Source organism: Vitreoscilla filiformis (genome assembly GCF_002222655.1).
Lineage (GTDB): Bacteria > Pseudomonadota > Gammaproteobacteria > Burkholderiales > Burkholderiaceae_C > Ideonella > Ideonella filiformis.
In genome coordinates this window covers 1300529-1317281 of sequence record NZ_CP022423.1, presented here as the reverse complement: position 1 = coordinate 1317281, position 16753 = coordinate 1300529, and the positions used below count along the sequence as shown (strand labels likewise).

At 64.5% G+C, this 16753-nt stretch carries 20 protein-coding genes; 8 read left to right on the top strand and 12 right to left on the bottom strand.

Features of this window, described 5'->3' with window-relative positions; genetic code table 11:
* Positions 1–52: 52 nt before the first annotated feature.
* Both rpsG and rpsL read right to left on the bottom strand, forming a co-directional pair.
* Positions 53–523: a 30S ribosomal protein S7 gene (gene rpsG, locus VITFI_RS06160; protein ID WP_089416227.1), complete on the bottom strand. Its 471-nt coding sequence runs from the start codon at positions 521–523 to the stop codon at positions 53–55.
* A 183-nt stretch (positions 524–706) separates the two neighbouring features.
* Positions 707–1081 carry a 30S ribosomal protein S12 gene (rpsL, locus tag VITFI_RS06155; RefSeq protein ID WP_089416226.1) on the bottom strand — a complete coding sequence of 125 codons (375 nt, stop codon included), beginning with the start codon at positions 1079–1081 and terminating at the stop codon, positions 707–709.
* 226 nt (positions 1082–1307) lie between these two features.
* On the opposite strand from rpsL, the gene VITFI_RS06150 reads away from it, so the two are divergent.
* The 4 genes from VITFI_RS06150 to VITFI_RS06135 all read left to right on the top strand — a co-directional run bounded on the left by VITFI_RS06150 (position 1308) and on the right by VITFI_RS06135 (position 4671).
* Positions 1308–2990 carry an AMP-binding protein gene (locus VITFI_RS06150; protein ID WP_089416225.1) on the top strand — a complete coding sequence of 561 codons (1683 nt, stop codon included), beginning with the start codon at positions 1308–1310 and terminating at the stop codon, positions 2988–2990.
* Between the two features lie 36 nt (positions 2991–3026).
* On the top strand, positions 3027–3515 hold the full coding sequence (locus VITFI_RS06145) for a hypothetical protein (protein WP_089416224.1): 489 nt from the start codon (positions 3027–3029) through the stop codon (positions 3513–3515).
* Between the two features lie 43 nt (positions 3516–3558).
* On the top strand, positions 3559–4308 hold the full coding sequence (locus VITFI_RS06140; RefSeq protein ID WP_089416223.1) for a 16S rRNA (uracil(1498)-N(3))-methyltransferase: 750 nt from the start codon (positions 3559–3561) through the stop codon (positions 4306–4308).
* A 75-nt stretch (positions 4309–4383) separates the two neighbouring features.
* Entirely contained in the window at positions 4384–4671 is a 288-nt protein-coding gene (locus tag VITFI_RS06135; protein WP_089416222.1) for a hypothetical protein, read from the top strand.
* A 9-nt stretch (positions 4672–4680) separates the two neighbouring features.
* On the opposite strand, the gene VITFI_RS06130 is transcribed toward VITFI_RS06135, so the two are convergent.
* From VITFI_RS06130 to VITFI_RS06115, 4 genes are all read right to left on the bottom strand, one after another.
* Positions 4681–6090: an amidase gene (locus VITFI_RS06130; RefSeq protein WP_198301644.1), complete on the bottom strand. Its 1410-nt coding sequence runs from the start codon at positions 6088–6090 to the stop codon at positions 4681–4683.
* Entirely contained in the window at positions 6090–7313 is a 1224-nt protein-coding gene (locus VITFI_RS06125; RefSeq protein WP_089416221.1) for a glycosyltransferase, read from the bottom strand. The genes VITFI_RS06130 and VITFI_RS06125 overlap by 1 nt, the downstream gene beginning before the upstream one ends.
* Positions 7314–7411: 98 nt before the next feature.
* Positions 7412–7657 carry a hypothetical protein gene (locus VITFI_RS06120; protein ID WP_089416220.1) on the bottom strand — a complete coding sequence of 82 codons (246 nt, stop codon included), beginning with the start codon at positions 7655–7657 and terminating at the stop codon, positions 7412–7414.
* A 2-nt stretch (positions 7658–7659) separates the two neighbouring features.
* A complete protein-coding gene (locus tag VITFI_RS06115) occupies positions 7660–7896 on the bottom strand; it encodes a hypothetical protein (RefSeq protein ID WP_089416219.1) in 237 nt (78 codons plus the stop codon).
* Between the two features lie 108 nt (positions 7897–8004).
* Between VITFI_RS06115 and VITFI_RS06110 the strand changes: the two genes are divergently transcribed.
* Positions 8005–8991 carry a LysR family transcriptional regulator gene (locus VITFI_RS06110; protein ID WP_089416218.1) on the top strand — a complete coding sequence of 329 codons (987 nt, stop codon included), beginning with the start codon at positions 8005–8007 and terminating at the stop codon, positions 8989–8991.
* Here the strand turns inward: VITFI_RS06110 and VITFI_RS06105 are convergent.
* Genes VITFI_RS06105 through VITFI_RS06085 form a run of 5 tightly spaced genes read right to left on the bottom strand, consistent with a single transcriptional unit; the run spans position 8934 to position 12582 of the window.
* Positions 8934–10283 carry an ATP-binding protein gene (locus VITFI_RS06105; protein WP_089416217.1) on the bottom strand — a complete coding sequence of 450 codons (1350 nt, stop codon included), beginning with the start codon at positions 10281–10283 and terminating at the stop codon, positions 8934–8936. The two genes, VITFI_RS06110 and VITFI_RS06105, sit on opposite strands and share 58 nt — an antisense overlap.
* Positions 10283–10954, bottom strand: coding sequence for a winged helix-turn-helix domain-containing protein (locus tag VITFI_RS06100; RefSeq protein WP_089416216.1), 672 nt, complete (start codon positions 10952–10954; stop codon positions 10283–10285). Before VITFI_RS06100 ends, VITFI_RS06105 begins: the two co-directional genes overlap by 1 nt.
* Positions 10955–10971: 17 nt before the next feature.
* A complete protein-coding gene (locus tag VITFI_RS06095) occupies positions 10972–11673 on the bottom strand; it encodes a cytochrome b/b6 domain-containing protein (RefSeq protein WP_089417993.1) in 702 nt (233 codons plus the stop codon).
* 10 nt (positions 11674–11683) lie between these two features.
* Positions 11684–12169: a diheme cytochrome c gene (locus tag VITFI_RS06090; RefSeq protein ID WP_089416215.1), complete on the bottom strand. Its 486-nt coding sequence runs from the start codon at positions 12167–12169 to the stop codon at positions 11684–11686.
* 5 nt (positions 12170–12174) lie between these two features.
* Positions 12175–12582, bottom strand: coding sequence for a DUF1924 domain-containing protein (locus tag VITFI_RS06085; protein ID WP_089416214.1), 408 nt, complete (start codon positions 12580–12582; stop codon positions 12175–12177).
* A 157-nt stretch (positions 12583–12739) separates the two neighbouring features.
* Here VITFI_RS06085 and VITFI_RS17855 point away from each other — a divergent pair, with 157 nt between their 5' ends.
* Positions 12740–12916: a hypothetical protein gene (locus VITFI_RS17855; protein WP_157725580.1), complete on the top strand. Its 177-nt coding sequence runs from the start codon at positions 12740–12742 to the stop codon at positions 12914–12916.
* Between the two features lie 8 nt (positions 12917–12924).
* On the opposite strand, the gene VITFI_RS06080 is transcribed toward VITFI_RS17855, so the two are convergent.
* Entirely contained in the window at positions 12925–14121 is a 1197-nt protein-coding gene (locus VITFI_RS06080) for an amino acid aminotransferase (protein WP_089416213.1), read from the bottom strand.
* A 61-nt stretch (positions 14122–14182) separates the two neighbouring features.
* On the opposite strand from VITFI_RS06080, the gene tldD reads away from it, so the two are divergent.
* Entirely contained in the window at positions 14183–15646 is a 1464-nt protein-coding gene (tldD, locus tag VITFI_RS06075) for a metalloprotease TldD (RefSeq protein ID WP_089417992.1), read from the top strand.
* 27 nt (positions 15647–15673) lie between these two features.
* Positions 15674–16744 (top strand): glycosyltransferase family 61 protein, encoded by a 1071-nt coding sequence (locus VITFI_RS06070; RefSeq protein WP_089416212.1) that lies wholly within the window; start codon positions 15674–15676, stop codon positions 16742–16744.
* Positions 16745–16753 lie beyond the last annotated feature (9 nt).

The window sequence follows — 16753 nt, the reverse complement described above, 5'->3', positions numbered from 1 at the left end:
TACGAAGGCCGCCTGGGGTTGGTAATAACCCTAGGCGGCTGGATCACGGGGATTAGAAGCGGAAGTGCGAGAACGCCTTGTTGGCTTCGGCCATGCGGTGAACTTCGTCACGCTTCTTCATGGCGCCGCCACGGCCTTCCGAGGCTTCGAGCAGTTCGTTGGCCAGACGAGCGGCCATCGACTTCTCACCACGCTTGCGGGCCGAATCCTTCAGCCAACGCATGGCCAGGGCCATGCGACGCACGGGGCGAACTTCCACGGGAACTTGGTAGTTCGCACCGCCCACGCGGCGGGACTTGACTTCCACCAGCGGCTTGACGTTGTTCAACGCAACCATGAAGACTTCCAGCGGATCCTTCTTGGCCTTGTTTTCGATTTGTTCCAGGGCACCGTAGATGATGCGTTCTGCAACGGCCTTCTTGCCCGATTCCATGACAACGTTCATGAACTTGGACAGATCGACAGAACCGAACTTCGGATCCGGCAGGATCTCGCGCTTGGGGACTTCGCGACGACGTGGCATCTCAATTCCTTCTCTTCAGTCGGCAAGGCCTTGCGGCTTCTTGCCATGAAAGACCACTGTGAAGCACAGAATGGGGGTCTTTCACTTACTCGGTGACGCTGGCTTTCAGGGCCGCGACTCACCGCAACTTCCACATCCGCACGTTACGCGCTGGACGTGACATCTTGGGGTCAAAGAAGCAGATTACTTCTTCGGACGCTTCGCGCCGTACTTGGAACGCGATTGCTTGCGATCCTTGACGCCTTGCAGGTCAAGCGAACCGCGCACGATGTGGTAACGCACACCCGGCAAGTCCTTCACACGACCGCCGCGCACGAGCACGACGCTGTGTTCTTGCAGGTTGTGGCCTTCACCGCCGATGTACGAGATGACCTCGAAACCGTTGGTCAGGCGCACCTTGGCCACCTTACGCAGAGCCGAGTTCGGCTTCTTCGGGGTGGTGGTGTACACGCGGGTGCAGACGCCACGACGTTGGGGGCAGTTCTGCATCGCAGGCGACTTGGACTTCGTGACTTCGACCTCACGGCCGTGACGCACGAGCTGGTTGATGGTTGGCATGGGTAACTTGTTCCCGTTTGAAGTTACGTGACTTTTCGGCGCGCTCAAGCGCAGGGCAAAGCCGGCACGTTTGCGCCGAAAAACCCGAGATTCTAATCACTGCTCACTTTTGAGGCAAGACACCCCCGCGCCACGCTGCGCGAATCTCCCGATGGCAGGCGCGATGAGGGCTTGGACAATGCCTCATGGCCCGCCGTGGCCACCTGATCAAAACGCCGGAGGGCCCATGGAACGCATTTGGTTGAAGCATTACCCGGCGGGCGTGCCCGCCGACGTGGCGGTGGATGCGCTGCCTTCGCTGGTGGCTTTGCTGGAAGACAGCTTCGCCCGCTATGCCGCCCGCCCATGCAGCAAATTCATGGGGTGCGCCCACAGCTTTGCCGACATGGACACGGCCTCGCGCCACTTTGCAGCCTATCTGCAAGCGCTCGGCTTGAAACCGGGGGATCGCGTGGCGGTGATGCTGCCCAATGTGCCGCAGTATGTGGTGGCGGTGGCCGGCATCCTGCGTGCGGGCATGGTGGTGGTGAACGTCAACCCGCTGTACACCCCCCGCGAGCTGCACCACCAACTGCTGGACTCGGATGCGCAGGCGCTGATCTTGTTGGACAACTTCGCCGCCACGTTCGAGGCCGTCGCCGCCGAGGTGCCGGTGCGCCATGTGGTGCTCACCGGCCTGGGGGACATGCTGGGCTGGTTCCGGGGCTGGCTGGTCAACACCGTGGTGCGCCATGTGCGCAAGATGGTGCCGGCCTACCAACTGCCCCACGCCACGCGCTGGGCGGCGGCCATGGCGCGGGGTCGGGGGGCGTCGTTCAGCCCGGTGCATCCTGGGCCGGACGATCTGGCGGTGCTGCAATACACCGGCGGCACCACCGGCACCAGCAAGGGCGCCATGCTGTTGCACCGCCATCTGGTGGCCAATGTGTTGCAGTGTGAAGCGTGGTATCAGCCCGCGCTGCGCCACATTCCACCGGGTGAGCAGATCGTCACGGTGTGCGCGCTGCCGCTGTACCACATCTTCGGTTTCAACACGAATTTGATGCTGAGCCTGCGCATGGGCGGCTGCAACCTGCTGATCGCCAACCCGCGTGATTTGCCCGGCCTGCTCAAAACACTGGCAGGTGAACGCTTCCACAGCTTCCCGGCGGTGAACACGCTGTTCAACGCCATTGCCAACCACCCGGACTGCGCCAAAGTGAACTGGCAGCGGCTCAAAATTTCGATTGGTGGCGGCTCATCGGTGCAACAAGCCACGGCGCGGCTGTGGCAGGAAAAAACCGGCTGCCCGATTTGGGAAGGTTACGGCCTATCCGAAACCTCGCCCGTGGTGGCTTGCAACCCGGTCGATCAAGACGTATTCACCGGCGCCATCGGCCTGCCGCTGCCCAACACCGAGCTGCGGCTGCTGGATGACAATGGCCGCGACGTTCCTTTCGGCCAACCCGGTGAAATCGCCGTGCGCGGCCCGCAACTCATGGCGGGTTATTGGCGCCGGCCTGAGGAAACGGCGGCGGTCACCACCGCCGATGGTTTTTTCCGCACCGGGGACATCGGCGTGATGGACGAACGCGGTTTCTTCCGCATCGTGGATCGGAAGAAGGACATGGTGTTGGTGTCCGGATTCAATGTCTACCCGAACGAGGTGGAAGACGTGGTGGCCCAACTGCCCGGCGTGCGCGAATGTGCCGCGATCGGTGTGCCCGATGAACATTCGGGCGAAGCTGTGAAAGTGGTGATCGTCAAACGTGACCCTGCCCTGACCGAAGCCGATGTGCGCCGCTGGTGTCACGACAATTTGACGGGCTACAAACGCCCGAAGTTGATCGAGTTCAAAGACGAACTACCGAAAACCCCAGTAGGGAAGGTACTGAGACGCCTGTTGCGTCAGCCCAGTGCAAGCCAATAATGTGCATAAGGCTCCCTCGCTCTAGGAAGGCTCACCATGCAAGGCAGATTCACCAAGACGTCCGCCGGACAGACCGAAATCCAGCGTCGTACCCATGACCTGCCGCGACCTGTGCGCAACCTGCTGTTGGTCATCAATGACAGCCAGCCCATCAACTATTGGCTGGACAGCGTGCGCGGCATCAGCGAATCGGACATTGATTTGCTGTTGGCCCAAGGGTTGATCGAACCCGTCGCTGGGGCGGAAGTGGCTCGACACTTGGCCCACGCCACCCCAGACTCGGACTGGGCTCAAGCCAAACAGCTCATCAACGACACGGGTTACGTCGCGCTGTACGACGTGCTCACCGCCCAAGGCCGGCAGCATCTCAGCCTGATGAAGGGTTACCGCTTCGTGCTCGAAGTCGAGAAGTGCGACTGTGCGGCCACCCTGCGCACCCTGGCCCATCGTTTCCTCGAACAACTGCGCCAAGAGCAAGGCATGGACGCAGTGCGCCAGTTCATCCTGGCCCTGCAACGCGCCTGAGGCGCACCTCGGCGCGGCATCGGTCTGGGGCACACTGGCCCACATGACTGCTCGATTGTTTTTAGATGCCCCGCTGGCCGTCGCGACTGAGGTGACGCTGCCGCCCGATGTCTCCCGTCACGCCCAGGTGCTGCGCCTGCAACCGGGCGACGCCCTGCGCCTGTTCAACGGCCAAGGCGGCGAATGGCAAGCCGAAGTGTTGAGCATGGGCCGCCAAACCGTGGTGGTGCGTGTCGATCAACCCCTGGCTTGCGACCGTGAACTGCCCCGCCCCGTCACCCTGGCGCTGGGCATGCCAGCCAACGATCGCATGGACGCGCTGGTGGAAAAAGCCACCGAACTGGGCGTTCAAGCCATTCAACCCTTGCACACCAGCCGTTCCGTGCTGCGCCTCACGGGAGAACGGGCCGACAAGCGCCGCGCCCACTGGCAAGGTGTGGCCACAGCCGCCAGCGAACAAAGTGGCCGCACGGCGGTGCCTCACTTGGCCCCCGTGCGCTCGGTGACGGACTGGCTTGACCAACTCCCCGCACCGGCCTCCGACGCCGAACAACGCTGCTTGTTGAGCTTCACCCCGGATGCCGTGCCCCTGTCCAGCCTGCCGAGCCGCGCAGGATGCCCCTTGTTGGTGCTGAGTGGCCCCGAAGGCGGGCTCGACCCGCAGGAAGAAACCCACGCCCGGCAACGCGGTTTCATTCCAGTGAGCCTCGGCCCCCGTGTGCTGCGCGCCGACACCGCCCCTTTGGTGGTATTGAGTTGGGTCAATTTTTGTCCACTGGAGGTGGTGGCATAGGGAATGCTAGGGCTCGTCATGAACGGCGTTTCCCGCCATTCTTCGCGGTTCATACCGATAACAGGAGACATCGTCATGCACATTGACCTTCACAGCACCGTCCACCGCCTGCACAACACCCTGGATGCCCTGGAAACTGGCAGCCTGCGTCCGGACGTGGTGTGTGCCCGCTTCCGCGTCGCCAGCCTGCAATGGCCCGATTTGCCGGAACGCTACGAAAACGTGCTGGAACGCCTGCTGCAACCGCTGGACATGGCCATCACCACCGGCGCTGCCGAAAGCTGCGCCTACAGCCAAAGCACCGTCATCGACGGGCTGCGCCAGTGGTTGAACCACGCCGCTGCGCTGCAACAACGCCACTGAGCTTGGCTTTCACTGAGCTGACACCAAACCCTCTGCCACCCGTGGCCAAGGACGCTGCGCCGGGCGCACCTGCTCCCACCAGCGTGCCAGACGCAACACCCCCACATCGTTGTGGCGCCGCCCGATGAGTTGGACACCGATGGGCAGCCCGGCTGCCGTCCAACCGGCGTTCAGCGTCACGGCGGGCTGTTCGCTCATGTTCCACGGGACGGTGTAGGCAATGTGCTCGAATGGCTGTGTCGGATCGTTGCGCGGGCTGGCCCACTCAGCCGGAAACGCCACGTCGGGGCTGACGGGCGCCACCACAAAATCGAAGGGCTGCGACGCCGCCACCGCCGCGTCGCGCAACGCCGCAATCTGGGCGTGGCCGGCAAACACCTGCGCTGCCGTGAACTGCGCTGCGGGCTCGATCCACTGGCGCAGGTAAGGCAGCACGCACGCTTGGCGTTCGGGCGGTAGCTTCTGGTAGTCCATCCACGAGCGCATGCGCCAAAACACATCCAGCCCTTGCACCATGGCGCGCCGCGATGGCGGCCCCATGGGTTCCACCACCGCCCCCGCTTGCGCGAGGGCCTGTGCCACGGCTTGCACCGCTGCGCGCACGGGCGCTTGCAGCGCATCGCCCCACCCGGCCTCCAACCCCAAACCAATGCGCAGGCCGCGCACGTCCAGCCCCTCCAAGTTCAACCAATCCAGCGGCTGCCACGGCAGGCTGGTGGCATCGCGCCAATCGGGTTGACTCAAGGTCTGCATGGCCAAGGCCACGTCGGTGACGCTGCGCGCCAGCGGCCCCACCACCCGCCCCACATAAGGCGGCTTGATGGGCACGCGCCCGCCGCTGGGCTTGAAACCCACCACACCGCACCAGCCGGCGGGCAGGCGGATCGACCCGCCAATGTCCGTGCCCACATGCAGCGGCCCATACCCGACCGCCGCTGCCACCGCCGCCCCCGCGCTGGAGCCCCCCGGGTTCTGGCGCACATCCCACGGGTTGCGTGCCAAGCGGTGAAAACTCGACAGCCCGGAGGACAGCATCCCCCAATCCGGCATCGTGGTGCGGGCCACGAACACGGCGCCGGCTTCGCGCAGCCGTGCCGCCGGCAGCGCGTCCGCCACAGCGGGGGACAGCACCGACGCCGCACACCCCAACGGCTGAGGCACCCCCCGGGTGGCAATGTTTTCTTTGAGCGTGACCGGGACCCCATCCAAGGCACTCAGCGGCGTGCCGGCGCGCCAACGGGCTTCGGCGGCCCGGGCCTGGGCGCGAGCCTCATCGGCGTGATCGCCCCAGGTGGCGCACCACACGCCATCGTCCCGGGCGATGCGGGCCAGCACCGCCTCCGTCACCTCCACCGGCGACAGCGCGCCGCGACGGTACAGCGGCCCCAACTCGGCGGCGCTCAGATCGGCGGCATCCATCAGCGGCGTGCCCAACGATCCAGCAAGGCCAAGTGTTGCGGCAGCAGACGATCCAAAGCGTAGCGCTCCAGCACCGTTTCGCGGGCTTGGCGGCGCAGGCGCTGGCCTTCGGCGCCGCTGTCCAAGGCGGCCTCCAGACGCTGGGCCAGTTCACGGTGATCGAAGAAATCCACCAGCCAGCCGTTTTCGCCTTCGCGGATCACCTCTTGCACCGGCGCCGTGCGCGAGCCGATGACCAAACACCCACAGGCCATGGCCTCCATCAGCGACCACGACAGCACATACGGATAGGTCATGTACACATGCGCGGAGGATGCACGCAGGATGGCCCGGTACGCCGTTTTGTCCAACCACCCGGTGAAATGGATGCGGGACACATCAAGCTCCCCGGCCAACTCCCGCAGCATCGCCTCTTTGTAGGTTTTGGCGCCCACGGGAGCGCGGGAATAAAAAATATCCTCGGTGCCCACGATCACCGCATGGCAATTCGGGCGGCGTTTTTGCAGCAGCGCCAGCGCCCGCATGAAGGCCGGAAACCCCCGGAAGGGTTCCATGCCCCGCGTGGCATAGGTGACGATTTCCGTCACGCCGCTCAAATCGATGCCGGGCAGCGTCAACCCTGGCGGCGAGTCTGGGGGGTTGGGTTGATAAAAATCCGTGTCCACCCCATCGTGCAGCACGCTCAAATTCGGGCGGTACGGGGCGGGGAATTGTTGCTGTTGCCAATAGGTGGGCGTCACACCGTGATCACAGGCTTGCAGATCCAGCAAACTGTTGATGTTGGCCAAACGCAGCGCCTGTTGGGATTCGAAGGACAGCGGGTATTCCGGATCGAAGTTGTACTCCGAACCAAAGGGATTGAGGAACCACTCAAAATACCCCAGCAGCGGCGTTTTGGGGAACAAATCCTTCATGAACAGCGTCGGGCCCCAGCCGGTGTAACCGTAAATCAAATCGGGCTCAAACCCTTGGTCTTTGATTTTTTGGACGGCTTCTAAAACGGCTTGGCCGTGTTGAATGGTGCTGTCCAGACGCTGCGCGCAGGTTTGTTTCTTAGAGGCGCTATCGGGGAGTTGGTAGCGTATTTTTTTCACGCCGGGAATCGCGGCCACCGAGGACACCCTCGAACAGTGAACCACCTGATGGGCGGGATCCCGCGCCAGGGCTTCCATCACTTTGGTAAATTGGCCCGGAAATACCGGATGCAAAAAAAGATACCGCATACCCCACCCATGAAAAAAACCGGACACCCCCGGCCAGATACGTCAAATGACTATATCCGACCCGGCATGGTGTCCGGCGTGGGCAGGCTGAAGGGGGTTCAGCGCGTCGGCATGCCCTCATGACGGGCGGCGGCGGCGTAGAGATCGGCCGCGAACCCGGGGTCGGTCTTGGCGTAACGCTCGGCCAGATGGCGCACGGCCCGCGCTTCGTCGGCCCGGGTGCGCTCGGCCACGCTCACTTGAGCGGCCTGGAACCAACGGGCGCAAACCCGGACGACACTGCGCAGCACCGCGCCCAGATCCAAGACGGGGGCGGGAAAACTTTGGGATGGAATGGCGGCCATGATCAACGCTCCTCTGCCAAACGCTTGAGTTCTGCGGCCAAGGCAGGCCGGCTGTGTTGGTACAACGCCGCCGTGCGATACAGCTCGGCTTGGGCGCGGGTGCGGCCCCAAGCTTCCAACACCCGCCACGCCCATTGCGCACCGCGTTGCAGACGCAACGCCAGCACCTGGCGCAGCGAGGCCGCACGGTAGCGCCGGGCCGGCAGGCCGAACGATTGGGAGGTCAGGGAAGTGCTCATGGCAGCTCCTTTCAGATGCAATGGGGTGCATCCTAGGGTTTTCCCGCATGACAAGCCAATGAATCCTGTTCAAGCGCATGATGCGCAGCATTCATATCTGCGAGCCCCATGCGCCCCCTCAACTTCCGCACGCTCGATTTGAACTTGCTGCGCGTCTTCGACACCGTCATGGCCGAAGGCAACCTGACGCGCAGCGCCGCCGTGCTGGCGATGACACAACCCGCCGTCAGCCACGCCCTGCGCCGCCTGCACAACGCGGTGGGGGAAGCCTTGTTCGTGCGCAGCCCACATGGCATGACACCCACACCCCGGGCCGTGGCCCTGTGGCCCCAAGTGCGCACTGCGCTGGGCAGCTTGCAGCAAGCCCTGGCCCCGCAGCACTTTGACCCATGCCACGATGCCATCAGCTTTCGGTTGGCGATGGTCGATGCCACGGCGGTGTTGCTCATGCCCGGGCTGGTGCGCGCCATTGAAGAACAACGGGCCTTGGTGAATCTGCGCGTGCTGCCACTGGCCACGCGAGACCCCCGGCCACTGCTGGAACGCGGCGAAGCGGATCTGGCGGTGGGCCATTTTCCGGACGCCGTCGCCGCCATCGATGCGGCGGGAGCGGCTTCCACCTTACGCCGCTTGCGGCTGTACGACACCCGTTACGTGTGCGTCATGCGGGCCGACCATCCGTTGGCCCAGGCTCCGCTGACCCTGGAGGCTTACTGCGAAGCCCACCATTTGCTGGTGAGCTTTTCCGGGCGGGCGCATGGTTTCATCGACCAAGCCCTGGCGCAACTGGGGCGCCGCCGGCGCATTGTGCTGACGGTGAATCAGTTTTTCGTGGCCGGGGAAGTCGTCAGCAGCTCGGATTTGCTGACGATTTTGCCGCTGTCTTTCCTGGCGGCCACCGGCAACCGGCACGCTTTGGCGGTGCGTGAACTGCCGTTTGCGGTGCAGCGCGTCCACGTGGATCTGCTGTGGCACCTGCGCCAGAGCACCCACCCGGGGCATGTGTGGCTGCGCGAGCTGATCCAGCGCACAGCCGATCAAGCGGACGGGAATTGCACCGACACACTCAACCCGCCCAGCGACTCGGAACGCTGAACCGACACCGTCGCCAAATGCACACTGGCGATGCGCCGCACAATCGACCAGCCCAGCCCGCTGCCATCCACGCCGCTGCCCAGCACGCGGAAAAACCGCTCCCCCAACCGAGCCAGCGCCTCGGGAGGCAGGCCAGGGCCGCTGTCTTCCACACGCAACCACGGCCCCAATGAGCGCGACTGCACGGTGATCTCGATGCTGGCGCCGGGCGGGCTGTAACGCAAAGCGTTGTCCAACAGATTGCGCAGCAGCACGCCCAATAGGGCCTCGTCACCCTGAACCCCACAAGGGCCATCCGCCACCAGCGACAGGTTTTGCTGCCGCTCCAACGCCACCAGCGCCAAATCAGCCGCTTGGCGTTGTGCCAAGGCAGCCAAGTCGCAACACGTGCCACGCACCAAACCCTGCGCTTCAAGCCGCGACAGGGTGAGCAACTGTTGCACCAAATGGCTGGCCCGGTCACAGCCGAGCAAGGTGGCTTCCAGTGCATGGCGGCGTTCGGCCTCCTCGCAAGCCCCCAGGGCAACTTGGGCCTGTGTTCGCACCGCCGCAATCGGTGTGCGCAGTTCATGCGCCGCGTCGGCTGTGAAACGGCGCTCGCTCTCCAACAAGGTGCGCACGCGGGCAAACAGCGCATTGAGGGTGGCTTGCAAAGGGGCCATCTCCGCTGGCAGCGGCTGGGCCGGCTCAGGCAGTGCCTCCAGCGATTCGGCAGAACGCTGGTTCAACGCTTGGGTCATGCTCCGCAAAGGCTGAAGGCCCGTGCGGATCACCCACCAGCACATCAACCCAATCAGCGGCAAACCCAGCACCAGGGGCAATAGCAAACTGCGCAGCACAGCCCCCAAGATGTCCCAGCGCATCGAAAGGTCTTCACCCACCCACACTTGGACATCGGCCTCCGCCCCCCGGGCGGCAAACAAACGCCACATCTGATCATCGACCCGCCGTGTCTCGAACCCTTGGGTGCGGGTGCCCAGTGGCAAGGTCGGCGCGTTTGGAGAGCGCAGCACCAACTCGCCTTGATGCCACACCTGGAAGGTCACACGCGGGGCATAGCGGTGCAGAACGGGGGCGTCGAGCAAGTCATCGTCGTTGTCATCGAACGAACCGGCTTGCTGCGTCACCAACAAGGCGGCAGCTTGCGCCAAATGGGCGTCCAGCAGCTCCTCCAGCTCGTGGTGAGCGTCCCAGGCCACGAGGGCCGCCACAGCCAGCCACAACGCTGCCACCCCACCGCCAATGCGCAACAACAGGCGCCGCTGCAACGACGCGCCAACTGCTCCCGCCATCAGCCCTGCCCCGGTGGCCGCACCACGGTGTAGCCCACCCCACGCAGTGTGACGATGAACTCCGGACGCAACTTGCGCCGCAGGTGGTGGATGTGAACCTCAATGGCGTTGCTGTCCACCTCATGGCCCCAGCTGTACAGGTGCTGCTCCAATTGTTCCCGAGACAAAACCCGCCCCGCGTTGAGCATCAGCGTCTGCAACAGATCGAATTCGCGGGTGGACAGGGCCACAGGCTCGCCGGCCATCGTCACTTGGCGGGCGGCAGGGTCCAAACTCACGTCCTGCACACGCAGCACCTCTTGCGGCTGACCGTGCGAGCGCCGCACCAAGGCCCGTAACCGCGCCGCCAGCTCTTGCAGATCGACAGGTTTGACCACGTAGTCATCCGCGCCCGAATCCAGGCCACGCACCCGATCAGGCACGGCGTCACGCGCTGTCAGCACCAGCACGGGCGTGGCCACGTTGGCTTGACGCACACGTTGCAGCACGTCCAAACCATCGAGCAAGGGCAAGCCCAGATCGAGCACCGCAGCGGCGTAGACACCAGCACGCAACTCCCGCTGGGCGGCGTGGCCGTCGCGCACCCAGTCCACCAAAAAACCGTGCTGGCGCAGGCCGGCACGCAAACCATCGCCCAACAGGGCGTCGTCTTCAGCCAGCAGGATGCGCATGAGGAGCCAAGCCTTTTTCAGTCATCGTCGTCATCGTGATCATCGTCCTGGTTGCTCACCAGATCGACCAGCCCCATTGCCATGGCGCCTGGTGGCGCACTGTGCCACTGCCAAGCCCAGCCAGCCAGCACCAGCGCCAACAACAGCGCAGCCATCCAGGGGCGTGACGAGCCGATATCGTCCTCGGGCTGACCCCGTTTGCGTCCGGTGAACATGGCACGCACCAAGTTTTCACGATGGGCCCAACTGCCCACCAGCACCCCAGCCACGTGAACGCCCACCACACCCAGCACGACCGAAGCCGCCGCTTCGTGCGCTTCGTCCAGCCCGGAGGGCAGCAGCTCGAACTCGATGGCCCACCCCAGCCCGACCGTCGCTGCCATGCCTGTCAACAGCGCCAGCACCGCCCAACCTCCCGCCGGGTTGTGCCCGGTGAAATGCACGGGCTGGGCACGGAGCAAGCCGCTCACATAGGCCCAAACCGCGCCAGGGCCGCGCACAAAGCCGGTGAAGCGCGCCCAGCGACTCCCCACCCCACCCCACAGCAGGCGAAACAGCACCAATCCACCGGCTGTGTAGCCCAACGTGATGTGCAGCAGGTGCCAGCGCTCGCTCTCGGCGGTGAGCCAGGCCCCCGCAAAACTCAGTGCCAACAGCCAGTGAAAAATGCGCACCGGGGCATCCCACACCCGGACGGTGGATGACGATGTGCCGCGCATGCCCACCCCGTCACTTCGCTGGGATCCGCACATCGTGCTCACTGAAGCGCCCTTGCGGGGCGCCCTGGTGGCACGCGGCACAGTTGGACGCTTTGCCAATGCTGGCCCGCTTCCATACATCGGCGGCGATCTCGTCGTGCTCGCGCAGGAACCAAGCCGCACGTGTCAGGCGATCTTCTGGTGGCGTGTCTTTGGCGCGGCGCCCACTGGCGGCGTTGGTCACGAGGTATTGGGTGATGTCCGCTGTGGTTTTGGCATCCAACGAGGCATCGGTGCCAAAGTGCTTGGGCAAGTTGGCCATCAAGCGCTGCCAAGAAACCACCGGCAACCCGCGTGCCGGAAAGGCCACGTGGCACGCAGCACACTCTTGCTGATAGGCCGGCAGCACCGGCACCCGTTGGCGTTCCTCGCGTTCACCGCCATCGGCCCAAGCGCTCAGGGCCACCCAGCTCCCCAAGGCCACGATCAGCCCAGCTCGGATGTTGCGCATCGTCATTCCCCTCACCGTTTGAAGGTCAGCAGCCAGGCCAGCACGTCGGCCTTTTCAGCGGGCGTGCATTCGCGCCCAGCCACGTCGTTGCAGTTGCGGCGGAACCACTTGTCCGCCTTGGCCGCGTCGGTGAAGCGTTGGGGGTTGAAGGCGGGGGCCAACGGCGAAATCACTTTGCCGGTGCCGGCGTGTTTCCCGTCTTGCACGGGTTGCGCCCCGTGGCAGCTTGCGCACGACCACTCCCGGCCATGTCGAGCGGTGAAAAACGCCTGTCCGCGTGCCGCTTGCGCGGGGGCGCCCGCTTGGGCGGTGTAGGTGGCGAGCAAATCGGCTGGTGTGGCGGCACAGGCGGGGGTGTTCACGCTGGCCCACAGCATCACCCAGCCGGCCAACAGCAGGCGCAGCTTTGTGTTTGTCATGACGAAACATCCTCTTCTGACACGGAATGTCGCCATGCTGGCCACCCCAGATGAAGACCCGCTTAAGAACCGGGGATTGGCTTCAGGCGCCCTTCATTTGCGCAGGAAAAGATGACCATCTCCGCCGTGCAACGGCCTATCAGAAAGGAGCGTCATCATGGATGAGCTGAACCATTTCGCCCGGGTCTTCAAGTGCGTGGTCATCGCCACGCTGGCACCGGTGATCTTCACGGCTTTCGTGACCATTCCTGTCGCCTTAGAGCGCCATCCGGGCGAACATGCCGGTGAAACCACCGCACAGGCCGGACAAATGGCCGGCCCATCTCGGGGCTGAGTCTGGGCTCACCCCGCCAGCACCGCCGCCATCGCCTCGGCTGTGCGCTCAACGTTGCCGGAATTCAACCCCGCCACGCACATGCGCCCCGACCGCACCAGGTACACGCCGAACTCATCGCGCAGGCGATCGACCTGCGCCGGGCTCAGGCCGGTGTAGCTGAACATGCCGCGCTGGGTCAGGAAGTAATCGAAGTTGCGGCCCGGCACCTTGGCACTGATGACGGCATGCAGTCGCGCCCGCATGGCTTGGATGCGCACCCGCATCGCGTCCAACTCAGCGACCCAGGCGGCGCGCAGCTCGGGCGTGCCCAGCACCGTGGCCACCAGTTGGCCAGCATGCAGCGGCGGGCTGGAGTAATTGCGGCGCACCGTGGCCTTCAACTGGCCCAACACCAGATCGGCTTGCGCGGCATCCGGGCAGACCACACTCAGCGCCCCGCAGCGCTCGCCGTACACCGACAAGCTCTTGGAAAACGAATTGGCGACGAAAAAGCCCAACCCCGAATCAGCCAGGGCGCGCACGGCGTAAGCGTCTGGATCGACGCCATCGCCAAAGCCTTGGTAAGCCAAGTCGAGGAAGGCGATCAAGCCCGCCTCACGCAGCACGGGAATCAGGGCATTCCACTGCGACGGCGTCAAATCCACCCCCGTCGGGTTGTGGCAGCAGGCGTGCAACAACACCACGCTGCCCGCAGGCAGGGTGCGCAGCGCGGCCAGCATGTCGTCGAAGCGCAGGCCACCGGTGGCCGCGTCGTAATACGGGTAGGTGTTGACGGTGAGGCCGGCACCTTCGAACACGGCACGGTGGTTGTCCCAGGTCGGGTCGCTCACCCAAAGCTGGCTGTTCGGGAACCAGCGCCGGATGAAATCCGCCCCCACCTTCAAACCACCGGACGAGCCCACTGTTTGGATCGTCGCCACGCGCTTTTGCGCCAGCGCCGCGTGAGACTCACCGAACAGCAGCTTGGCCACTTCGCTGCGATACGCGAACAAGCCTTCCATCGGCAGGTAGGGTTTCGGGCCCGTCTGGGTGGCGATGCGCTTTTCGGCTTCGGCCACGGCGCTCATCACGGGGATGCGCCCAGCATCGTCGAAATAGATGCCAATCGACAGGTTGATCTTGCCCGGACGAGGATCCTTCTGGAAGTTTTCGTTGAGGGTCAGGATGGGGTCGCCACCATAGGGCTCGATGTGGGCAAACATGGCTGATGCTCAGGTCTTGAACCAAGGGAAGGGGATTATGGTGCGCTCCTACAATCGTCCGATGATCTCGCGTGAACCCACCCTCGAACGCCTGGCCGTTGCCCAGAGTCTGCTGCTCGACCCGTACCAGCTCAGCGAGACGCACCTCGCTCAGGCGCTGGGGGTGATCGGCCAGCATCAGGTCGATGACGCTGACCTCTACTTCCAATACACCCGCCACGAAGGCTGGAGTTTGGAAGAAGGCATCGTTAAAAGCGGCAGTTTCTCCATCGACCAAGGCGTGGGTGTGCGCGCCGTGGCCGGTGAGAAAACCGCTTTCGCCTACTCGGATGACATCTCCGAAGCCTCGCTGCTGGACGCGGCCCGCACCGTGCGCGCCATCGCCAGCGCCGGGCAAAGCCGCAGCGTCAAGGTGCGCAAGAAAACCACCGTGGCGCCGAGCCGGCTGCTGTACCCGGCGATGGATCCCATCGGCACGCTGGACAGCACGCAAAAAGTCGCTCTGCTGGAAAAAATCGAGAAGATGGCCCGGGCCCGCGATCCGCGCATCGTTCAAGTCATGGCCGGTGTGGCCGCTGAGTACGACGTGGTGCTGATCGCCCGCGCCGATGGCACCCGCGCCGCCGATGTGCGCCCGCTGGTGCGCCTCTCGATCACCGTGATCGCCGAACAGAATGGCCGGCGCGAAGTCGGTTCTGGCGGCGGTGGCGGGCGCTTCGGGCTGGGTTATTTCCAGGATGAACAGCTCACCGCTTACGTCGATCAAGCGGTACACGCCGCGCTCACCAACTTGGAGAGCCGCCCGGCGCCCGCCGGCAACATGACGGTGGTGCTGGGCTCAGGCTGGCCCGGCGTGATGTTGCATGAAGCGGTGGGCCACGGCCTGGAGGGGGACTTCAACCGCAAGGGTTCCTCCACGTTCTCGGGCCGCATTGGCGAGCGTGTCGCCGCCAAGGGCGTGACCGTGCTGGACGACGGCACCCTGCCCGACCGGCGCGGTAGCCTCAACATCGACGACGAAGGCCACCCGACGCAGCGCAATGTGCTGATCGAAGACGGCATCCTGCGCGGTTACATGCAAGACAGCTTGAACGCCCGCCTGATGGGCGTGAAACCCACTGGCAACGCCCGGCGCGAAAGCTACGCCAACGTGCCCATGCCTCGCATGACCAACACCTACATGCTGGCCGGGGACAAAGACCCGCAAGAAATCGTCGCCAGCATCAAACGCGGCCTGTACGCCACCAACTTCGGCGGCGGGCAGGTGGACATCACTTCGGGCAAGTTTGTGTTTTCGGCCTCGGAAGCCTATTGGGTGGAGAACGGCAAAATCCTCTACCCGGTCAAGGGCGCCACGCTGATCGGCAACGGGCCGGAGGCCATGAACCGTGTCAGCCTGATCGGCAACGATCTGAAGCTGGATTCGGGCGTCGGCACCTGCGGCAAGGATGGCCAAAGCGTGCCCGTGGGCGTCGGCCAGCCGACGCTGCGCATTGATGGGTTGACGGTCGGCGGCACGGCCTGAGCACGCTGAATTTTGGAAAATCGCGCCATGAACGATACCGGGATCCAAATCCGTCCCCTCGAAAAAATCCCGGGCGTGCGGGCGGTCGCTGCGCTGGTGCCTGCCCAGAGCTATCAGCGCCGCGCCCCGACTCAACTGCGCATCCACGCCCCGGACTCGCACCAGCACCTCGACCACTTCAGCAAAATCGACAGCCGGCTTCCCGCTCAACGGCTGTTCGCGCTGCCCGAAGTCACGGTGCTGGGCAAAGGTCACATCCTGGCGCAGAACCTCTTGGTGCAGGACAACTTGGAGGGTGGGCACCCGCCATCCAAGCTCTTGCCCGAACTGGCTCGGGCCGACGTGCGCCCCGTGCAAACCATCGACGAACCCTTGTTGTACGTGACGCGCTACGGCGTCAAGAATTACGGGCACTGCTTGACCGACATCGTGCCCCGCATCGTGCATGCCTTGCGGACGCGGCCTGACCTCAAAGTGGGCATCCACCCGCAGTTTGTGGAAGCCGCTCTTGAGGCTTTGGACGATCTGGGCATCTCCTTGCAGCGATGCGTGCTGCTGCCTGAGCACCCGGTGCGACTCACCCAGGGCTTTTTCCCGTCGGCCTGCAACCAGCATCCGCTGACGCACTGCCCCACCTCGCTGCAATTGCTGCGCAGCCGTCTGCCCGACCTGCTGCAAAAGGCCCAGGCGGCGGAACCTTCAAGCCGTGGCAAGCGCCTGTTCGTCACCCGGGACGATGCTTCCACGCGCCACCTCACGCGCCATGCCGACGTGCTGGCCGCCTTGCAGCAGCACGGCATGACGCCCGTCACCACCGGACGCCTGAGCCACGCCCAGCAAGCCCGCCTGTTCCATGAGGCGGATGAGATCGTCGCGTTGGCCGGCGCGTCTCTGAGCAACCTGCTCTACTGCCGTCCGGGCACCCGCGTGACGATGATCGCGCCGACCACCATGCCAGCGCTCTACTTTTGGGATTTGGCCAGCCAGTGCGAACTGGACTTCCGCGTCGGCTACTTCCCGGCGACGCATCCGTCCAAAGGCATCCACTCCGATGTCGAAGCCGCCCCCGCCGACATCTTGGCGCTGCACACGGCCTGAACGCCCGGC